Annotated in this window: 4 protein-coding genes and 3 pseudogenes; 2 read left to right on the top strand and 5 right to left on the bottom strand. The window is 66.6% G+C overall.

The genetic code is table 11. The annotated features are described in order from the left end of the window. Positions 1-305: 305 nt before the first annotated feature. Positions 306-1,442, bottom strand: a complete 1,137-nt coding sequence (locus ACWDR3_RS11250; protein ID WP_450352210.1) for an amidohydrolase family protein — start codon at positions 1,440-1,442, stop codon at positions 306-308. A 628-nt stretch (positions 1,443-2,070) separates the two neighbouring features. Between ACWDR3_RS11250 and ACWDR3_RS11245 the strand changes: the two are divergent. Further along, positions 2,071-3,755: pseudogene (locus ACWDR3_RS11245) on the top strand (ISAzo13 family transposase). Between the two features lie 88 nt (positions 3,756-3,843). Here the strand turns inward: ACWDR3_RS11245 and ACWDR3_RS11240 are convergent. Next, positions 3,844-4,462, bottom strand: a pseudogene (locus ACWDR3_RS11240) (transposase); the annotation flags it as partial. Here ACWDR3_RS11240 and ACWDR3_RS11235 point away from each other — a divergent pair. Beyond that, positions 4,440-5,129: pseudogene (locus ACWDR3_RS11235) on the top strand (alcohol dehydrogenase catalytic domain-containing protein); the annotation flags it as partial. The pseudogenes ACWDR3_RS11240 and ACWDR3_RS11235 overlap by 23 nt on opposite strands. 190 nt (positions 5,130-5,319) lie before the next feature. On the opposite strand, the gene ACWDR3_RS11230 reads toward ACWDR3_RS11235, so the two are convergent. From ACWDR3_RS11230 to ACWDR3_RS11220, 3 genes are read right to left on the bottom strand one after another with little or no spacing between them, the layout of a single operon-like run. Further along, the gene (locus ACWDR3_RS11230) at positions 5,320-5,640 is read right to left on the bottom strand and encodes a hypothetical protein (RefSeq protein WP_450352209.1); all 321 of its coding nucleotides are present in this window, start codon (positions 5,638-5,640) and stop codon (positions 5,320-5,322) included. 56 nt (positions 5,641-5,696) lie between these two features. After that, on the bottom strand, positions 5,697-6,812 hold the full coding sequence (locus ACWDR3_RS11225; protein ID WP_450352208.1) for an acyl-CoA dehydrogenase family protein: 1,116 nt from the start codon (positions 6,810-6,812) through the stop codon (positions 5,697-5,699). Then, complete coding sequence (locus tag ACWDR3_RS11220; protein ID WP_450352207.1) at positions 6,809-8,029, bottom strand: acyl-CoA dehydrogenase family protein; 1,221 nt, start codon at positions 8,027-8,029, stop codon at positions 6,809-6,811. Before ACWDR3_RS11220 ends, ACWDR3_RS11225 begins: the two co-directional genes overlap by 4 nt. Positions 8,030-8,042 lie beyond the last annotated feature (13 nt).

The following is an 8,042-nucleotide window of genomic DNA, read 5'->3' as shown; positions in this document are numbered from 1 at the left end:
CCCACCAGCGCGGTCCCCAGACCCACCGCCGAGCCGAACACCGCACCCGCGGCCACCCGGGGCCCTCCTCGTCTCCTTGGTCTCCTCAGTGCCTGTTTGCAAAGCTTCGCTGCGCGTTTGCCCAGCTCAGGATTCGAACGGCGCGGGTAGTGAATATGGCAGCGGACCGCCCGTCCAAACGGGCGCTAACAGCCTTTAGAAGAGCCTGTATGAGACCGCGTTATGGGGCAGCCGCGCACCGCATACTTCGGCCGTACTCTCGCCTTACAGCAAAGCATTCATTCACTTCGGCCGACATCAGCGTATCACTTCACGGGCACTTTCATTCTGAACAGTTTCTCTGCATTTCGGAATGCAATCTTTTCCTTGTCTTCGCGTGGCAAATCGACTCCGCGAAACCAGTCGGTCTGCTCCTTTATGTCCGCGAACGGGTAGTCGGTTGCGAACATCACTCGATCCACGCTTATGTACTTCAATAGGAGATCGAGCAGTTCGGTCTGGGGAAATGCGCTGGTTGTGACCCAGAAGTTGTCCTGGAAGTATTTCCCGATGGGCTTCTCGAGCGAGTCTTTGGTCGGCTCGCCCATGTCATTGACGATCCGCTCGTAATAGAAGGGAAGACCTTCGCCCATGTGGCCGATGATGATTTTCAGTCTGGGGAATCTGTCGAAAACACCGTACGTGATCATCCGAATGCATTGGATCAACACCTCCTGGTGCCAGCCATAGCCAGACCCACTGAAAATGTAGTCTTGGTACTCTTCCGTGTATTTAGACCGCGTGGTACTGTAGTAGATCTTGAAGACCTCGTCAGCCGGATAGCCGGGATGCAGGTAGATCGGCACATCGAGAGCAACGGCACATGCCAGTACAGGCTCGAAATCGGGATGATCGAGATACTTCTTCGCGATGTGTCCGTTGGTCAGTGCACCCAAGAAGCCGTCTTCCCGAACCGAGCGTTCCAGTTCATCCGCCGCCGCCTCCGGGCTCTGCAAGGGCAAGGTGGCGAAAGCCTTGAAGCGGTCCGGATATTTGGCGATTGGCCCGTCTACAAGTTGCCGGTTAAGACGATGAGCAAGGTCGATGCCCCTCTGCCCAGGGACATTTTGCACGGAGGGTGTGTGAGCAGAGAGGATTTGAACGTTGAGTCCCCCCGCATCCATATCGCCGATGCGGCGTTGGCCTAGATCCGAAAGACCAATTTCCTCAAGGAACGCTATGTGATCCTGATTGATGGAGTTCAGCTTCAACAACGTGGGAGTCGAAAAGGTCTCCTCCGTGCCGATGAAGGGCAGGTCCTGATCCCGCCGTGAAATGTCCAAAGTCTTGTCCGAAGTCTCGCTCTCGCTCGCTTCCGAGAGAATGGCGTGCGTGGACAGGCCGGCACCAATGCCAAGTGCCGTGCTGGCTGTGAGAAAGCCGCGGCGTCCCATGGGCTTCATGTCAGTCCCTCTCTTCAGGCGTTTGTGTGGTGAGGTATCCGTACGGCATCCGTCTGCGAGATGCTTCAGGGGGTCTTCGCGTCCTGCTCGCGCACCGCGGCAGCGCTCAGGTCGAGGAACCGCTCGCCAGTGCGCAGCGGCTGTGGTGGAGCTGACGACCGTCCGCGTGCGCGCTGTCCGGGCCGGCCGCAGCGAGCCCCGCACTGTTGTCGGCGTGTGACCCCGCATGCGGCGACAGGGAACGCCGTCGCCAGCGCCTTGGTGGCCACCCCGAACCTCCGCAGTGGACTATCAAGTTCCGGCATAGCCCCAACGCTAGGCCCGATTCCGTGCTGTTTCGTCATACTGCGGTCGTCATCCCTCGGGAGACAGGCGGTACGACGTTACTCCGACGGGAGTACGCTCTGGAGCGCCGTTCGACACCCGCACGAGAATCAAGGCCCGTCGCAACTGGGCCCGAAGTCCAGGGGCTGCCGGAAGATTTCAAGTCCAGTGAGACGGCCGTGACTTTATGAGGTTTGTGGTGCGGGTGCCCTGCGCTTTCCCCGGGTGCTGCGTCGACTGCCATCACTAAGGGCTCGCAGAGAATCAACGTGTTGCTTCGCGTGATCCGGCTCGTTGGTCTGCTGTGGGTGTTTCCGGTGAGGTTCGTGGTCAACTCGCTGTGAAGTTCGGGGTGTTGTTCCCACATCTGGACGAGCGGCAGCGGCGGCTGATGATGGGCGTCGAGGCCCGGATCCTGGGTCACGGCGGTGTCCGGGCGGTCGCGCGGGCGGCACAGGTCAGCGAGACGACGGTCCGCAAGGGCGTGGACGAGTCGGAGGCCGACGAAGAGCCTCTGGGCCGGGTACGCAGGCCCGGTGGTGGTCGGAAGAAGGCCGTGGACCTTGATCCGGATCTGAGGCCCGCGCTGCCGGCACTGGTGGAACCTGACGAACGGGGCGACCCGATGTCACCGCTGCGCTGGACGGTGAAGTCGACCAGGAACCTCGCGGCCGCGCTCACCCGTCAGGGACACCGGGTGAGCGCGGACACGGTCGGGGACCTGTTGCGGGAAGAGGGCTTCAGCCTGCAGGCCAGCGCCAAGACCATCGAGGGCAAGCAGCACCCGGACCGTGACGCCCAGTTCCGCTACATCAGCGAGCGCGCCAGGGAGTACATGGGCGCTGGCCAGCCGGTGATCAGCGTGGACGCGAAGAAAAAGGAACTCGTCGGCGACTACAAGAACGCGGGCCGCCAGTGGCGGCCGGCCGGTGAGCCGGTACTGGTCAAGACGCACGATTTCCTGGACCGGCAGGGGCCGGGCAAGGCGATCCCGTACTGGATCTATGACATCGCCGCGAACACCGGCTGGGTCAGCGTCGGCACCGATCACGACACCGCCGCGTTCGCTGTCGCCACCATCCGCCGCTGGTGGCAGGCCCGAGGCCGACACGACTACCCGGATGCCACCCGTCTGCTGATCACCGCGGACGCAGGCGGGTCCAACGGCTACCGCACCCGTACCTGGAAGACCGAACTCGCAGCCCTGGCTGCGGAGACGGGCCTGGACATCACGGTCTGCCACATGCCGCCGGGCACCTCGAAATGGAACAAGATCGAGCACCGGCTGTTCTCCCATATCTCCATGAACTGGCGTGGCCGCCCACTGACCAGCCACGACGTCATCGTGAACAGCATCGCTGCGACCACCACCCGCACCGGGCTGAAAGTCCACGCCGAACTCGACCCAGGCACCTACGCCACCGGCATCAAGGTCACCGACAGCGATATCGACGCTCTGCCCATGCACCGCCACCGCTTCCACGGCGACTGGAACTACACCCTCCACCCTCAACCTCGCGACACCACAGCCGATGCGGCCAAGAACCCGCGATCAGCCGGCCCCTCCCCGCAGTCCGGCACTGGGTGTCTACGCAACCCGGAGCTGACCGGGATGCCCGAACCGGCACTGGACGAACTCGTCGACAAACTCACCGCGAAACTCGATGAGTTACGTGAGCAAGGACGGCTCCACCAGCGAGGAGGTGAGCGCATCCGTGCTCGCGGCGCAGGCGCCAAGGACAAGCTGACCACCGCCGACAGAGTCCCGGCCACCGTGCTCTACCTGCGCAAACTCGGCACCCGAGACCTGCTCGCCCAAGTCTTCGCAGTCAACGGCAGCACCCTCACCAGAGCCTTCGCCAAGTCCAGCCCCTCCTAGCCGAGCACGGCTACACCATCCCACCCTCGACAGCCAGGTTCCGCACGCCCGCCGACATCACCGCGTTCCTCGCGAACAGCAGCCCCACGCAGATCAAATCAACACGTTGATTCTCTGCGAGCCCTTAGCCTCCGAGTTTCGGTTGGGAGTGATCGGCCGGGCTGATCGCGGCGACCCGTGGTTGTTGGCCGCTTGCCGTCAGGCGAGCATGGCTGAGGCCCGACGCTCGGGTCGGGTGCTCCACCAGGGCCAGGTAGCGGAGATCCGCAGGTAAAGGCGGCGCCCGCCGCGGGTGAAGCGGGCGGCTGCGTGCAGCAGCCGGTAGCGGAGCTTCTTCGGCTCGACGGAGGCCAATTCGCCGTTCAGTAGCAGAACTTGGGTCCAGGCAAGCAGGTCGACGGCGGTCAGAGCAAGCTCCAGCCAGGCAGCGTTGATGGCGAAGTGGCGGGAGGGGAAGCGGCCGAGACCAGTGTTCTTGCCGCAGCGGATGCGGTCCTCGACGCGGGCGTGCGCACGGTGGCGGACCTCCAGATGCTGCAGGGAAACCTTCGTCGTGGGGGGGCGGTGAGGAAACCTGGTGGCGCATGCCCTCGTCGAGATCGAACAAGGACAACTGGGCGCCGGGATGTGGGCGCTCGCGCCGGACGATGATCCGGGTGCCGTCCGGGTGGTCCGCCAGGTCCACCGTTCCGGTCAGTTCTGCCACTTCGGCGCCGGTGCGCAGGGTGCCGTCCTGCTCCAGCGCGGGGTGCCACAGGTGGTCGGGCAGGGCACGGATTGCGCGGCGGACTGGTGTCGAGGTCCTCGCCGCCAGCGTGGCGCCCTACGCGGCTGAGGTCTTCAGCGTCGAGCGGAACTACCCCCTGGTTCCTCCCGTCGTGCCCGGGATCGGCGGCGTGGGACGGGTCGTCCACGTGGGCTCCGACGCCACCCGGCTGCGCCCCGGCGACCTGGTGTGGTGCGACTCGACGGTGCGCTCGCGTGATGACGTCTTGACGCCCGACATCACGCTCCAGGGCTGGAGTTCCCGCGGCGAGGGGGGCGCGCGCCTCGCCCGGTACCTGCACGACGGTTCGTTCGCCGGGCTCATGCGAGTCCCGACGGAGAACGTCTTCCCGCTCCCCGCAGCAGCGGGGGACGACCCGGCCCGCTGGGCCGCGCTCGGCGTACACGTCATCCCTTACGGCGGGCTGCTGGACGGCGGGCTCGCAGCCGGTGAGACGCTGCTCGTCAGCGGGGCCACCGGCAACCTCGGCAGTAGCGCGGTTGCGGTGGCGCTTGCTATGGGGGCGGGCCGCGTGGTCGCCCCAGGCCGCAACCAGGCCGCGCTCGACCTCCTCGCCGATCGGTTCGGTCCGCTCGTGCGCCCGGTTCCGCTCACCGGGGACGAGGCCGGCGACCGCGCGGCGATGTCCGCGGCGGCCGACGGCCCGATTGACATGGTGATCGACCTGCTACCGCCGAGCGCACCCAGCTCGGCAGCAGCAGACTCATTCCCCCACGGCCTTCGTACTGGTCAAGTGCCTCTTTGGTCGGAGCACAGGATCAGACGAAGGCCGTGTTCACGTCCTGAGAATCCCCGTACGGGCAACCACGTTCGGGGCATCGTTCGAGGCCATCGTGTAGTCAGCCTCACGCCGCTTGGACGTCCGGCGGTCAGCGGAAGATACGTGGTCAACCAGATCGCTGGGCGCTTGGGCCGAGGTCGCGTCCGTCCAGAACTTCAATGTCGGTGATAGTGGTCCGGGAGGGATTCAAGCTCAGCCAGATGACGTCTATGCCATCGCGTTCGAGTTGGATCATCGAGGAACCCGACGAACCGGGCGGCGCGGTCAGCAGGTTGATGCAAGTCGCGGTACAGGTGCACGGGCCGTAGTAGGACAGGTCAGCAACCACCTCGGCCAGGGGTTCGCCCTCGGCACGCAGCAGTTCAGCGATCTCGGTAGCAAGGGCCGGGAACGCATCCGCCACCCGTGGGTACAGCCCGTCTGTCACCACGGCACCGTACATGTGGGCAGGCCATGAGAAGCACCAGAGGTTAAAGAACAAGCTCAGATCCCGAGCCGGTCCAGCAACCGCTCGTGGTACACGGCGGGCCCGCCGAACAGCAGCTGGGAGGACTTGGCGCGCCGGAAGTACAGATGCGCCGGGTGCTCCCAGGTGAAACCGATGCCGCCATGGACCTGGATGTTCTCCATGGCCGCGAACATGTACGCCCGTGAGCAGCACGCATGCGCCACGGCCGCCGCGACGGGGAACTCCTCGGAGCCCTCGTCGGCCAGTCGCGCCGCCTCCCGGGAGGCGGCCTCGGCCAGTTCGACCTGGACGAGCATGTCCGCGCACTTGTGCTTGACCGCCTGGAAGGAGCCGATCGGCCTGCCGAACTGATGCCGGGTGCGGGCGTATTCGGCGCTCGCCTCCAGACATCTGCGGGCCCCGCCCGACTGCTCGGCGGCGAGGGCGACCGACGCGATGTCCAGGACCTTGGCCATGGTGCGGCCTGCTGCTCCGTCCGAGCCGACGAGCGTTGCGGGCACCGCGTCGAAGGCCAGACGGGCCATCGCCCGGGTGGCGTCGAGGGTCTCCATAGCCTCTGCCGCCAGTCCCGCGGCCTCCCTCTCCACCGCGAAGAGCGAAGGGCCGGCGACGGTCCGGGCGACGACCAGGACCAGATCGGCGGTCGTACCGTCGATGACGAAGGACTTACGGCCGCTCAGCTTCCATCCGCCGTTCCCGTCCGGCACCGCACGCGCGGAGATCAATGCGGGGTCCCAGGACCCGCTGTCCTCGGCCACCGCGAGCGCTGCCGTCGTCCCGCCGGCCGCGATGCCGGGGAGATGACGGGCGCAGGCCTCCCGGTCACCGGAGGCGAGCAGAGCCTGGGCCGCGAGTACGACGGTCGCGAAGAAGGGCGCACACAACAGGGCACGCCCCATCTCCTCCAGTACGACGCCGAGTTCGACCAGGCCGAAGCCGTCGCCGCCGTACTCTTCCGGGATCACCAGGCCCGGCAGCCGCAGTTGGTCGGCCGCCTGTGCCCACACCGCCGGGTCGAAGCGCGGCTCGCTCTCCATGAGCTTGCGGACAGCTTCCTCGGGTGACTTGGCCTCCAGGAACTCCCGTACGGAGGCCCGTAGTTCGCGGAGTTCGCTCTCGTCGGCGGTCATGACCGCACCTCCTTGGGCAGTCCGAGGACGCGTTCGGCGAGGATGTTCTTCATGATCTCCTCGGTGCCGCCGAGGATGCGCAACGCCGGGGTGGCGAGGAGGAGTTCGGACCAGGCGTACGTTCCCCACTGCCCGGTGTCGGCGATGATCCGGGGTCCCAGCGCATCGGAGACGAAGTGCGCGGCGCGGGTGAGGTTCTGGGCGTACATCAGCTTCGAGACGGACCTCTCGGGACCCGGTGTGCCGCCGGCGCGCAGATCGCGCAGGGCACGGGAGTTGAGATGCCCGGTCGCCAGGACGTCCACCAGGAGTTCCGCGAGCCGGGCGCGCAGGGCGCGGTCGTCCCAGGTCCAGGTGGCACGCATCAGGGCCGAGAGGTGGTCCGGGGAGAGCGCGGCGCCCACCGGACCAACGCCCTCGCTGCCTACGGTCGCGCGCTCGTTCATCAGGGTGGTCAGGGCGACCGTCCAGCCGCCGTCGACCTCGCCGAGCCGGTGGTCGTCGGGGATGCGGACATCGGTGAGGAAGACCTCGTTGAAGTCGGCGCCGCCGGTCATCTGGCGCAGCGGCCTGACCTCGACGCCGGGGGCGTCCATCGGGACCAGGAAGGCCGTGATCCCACGGTGCTTGGGCGCGTCCGGGTTCGTGCGGGTGAGGGCGAGGCCGATCTGGCTGTGCTGGGCGACCGAGGTCCACACCTTCTGGCCGTTCAGCACCCAGTGGTCGCCCTCCCGGACCGCCCGGGTGGCCACGCTCGCCAGGTCGGAGCCCGCGCCGGGTTCGCTGAACAGCTGGCAGGCGACGGCGTCCCCGCGGTACATCGCGGGCAACCACCGTTCCTTGATGTGGGGTTGGGCGTGGGCGAGGATCGTCGGTCCGATCATGCCGAGGCCGATCACGCTGAGGACTCCGGTGTCGGCGACCTCGTACTCGGACTCGACGGCGTCGTAGAGCAGGTCGTGGACGGGGGTCAGGCCCCGGCCGCCGTACTCGACCGGGCCGGTGATCCACCCAAAGCCGTTCTCGTGGCGGACGCGTTGCCAGTCGCGCGCCCGTTGCACGTGCTCGCGTTCCGCCTCGGGCGGGAGGCTGCTGAAGTAGGCCATCGAGTCGTCGCCCTCGCCCCAGGTGGGGGCGGTGCGGTCGGGGGCCTTCGGCGCGTGGGCGTCGAGGAAGGCGCGTGCCTCGGCCGCGAAGTCCTGCATGTCGTCTGCCATGTCCGCTCTGCCC

Source organism: Streptomyces sp. NPDC001002, from assembly GCF_053599215.1.
The sequence above is the reverse complement of the archived record's forward strand: the minus strand, read 5'-3'. Positions and strand labels throughout refer to the sequence as shown.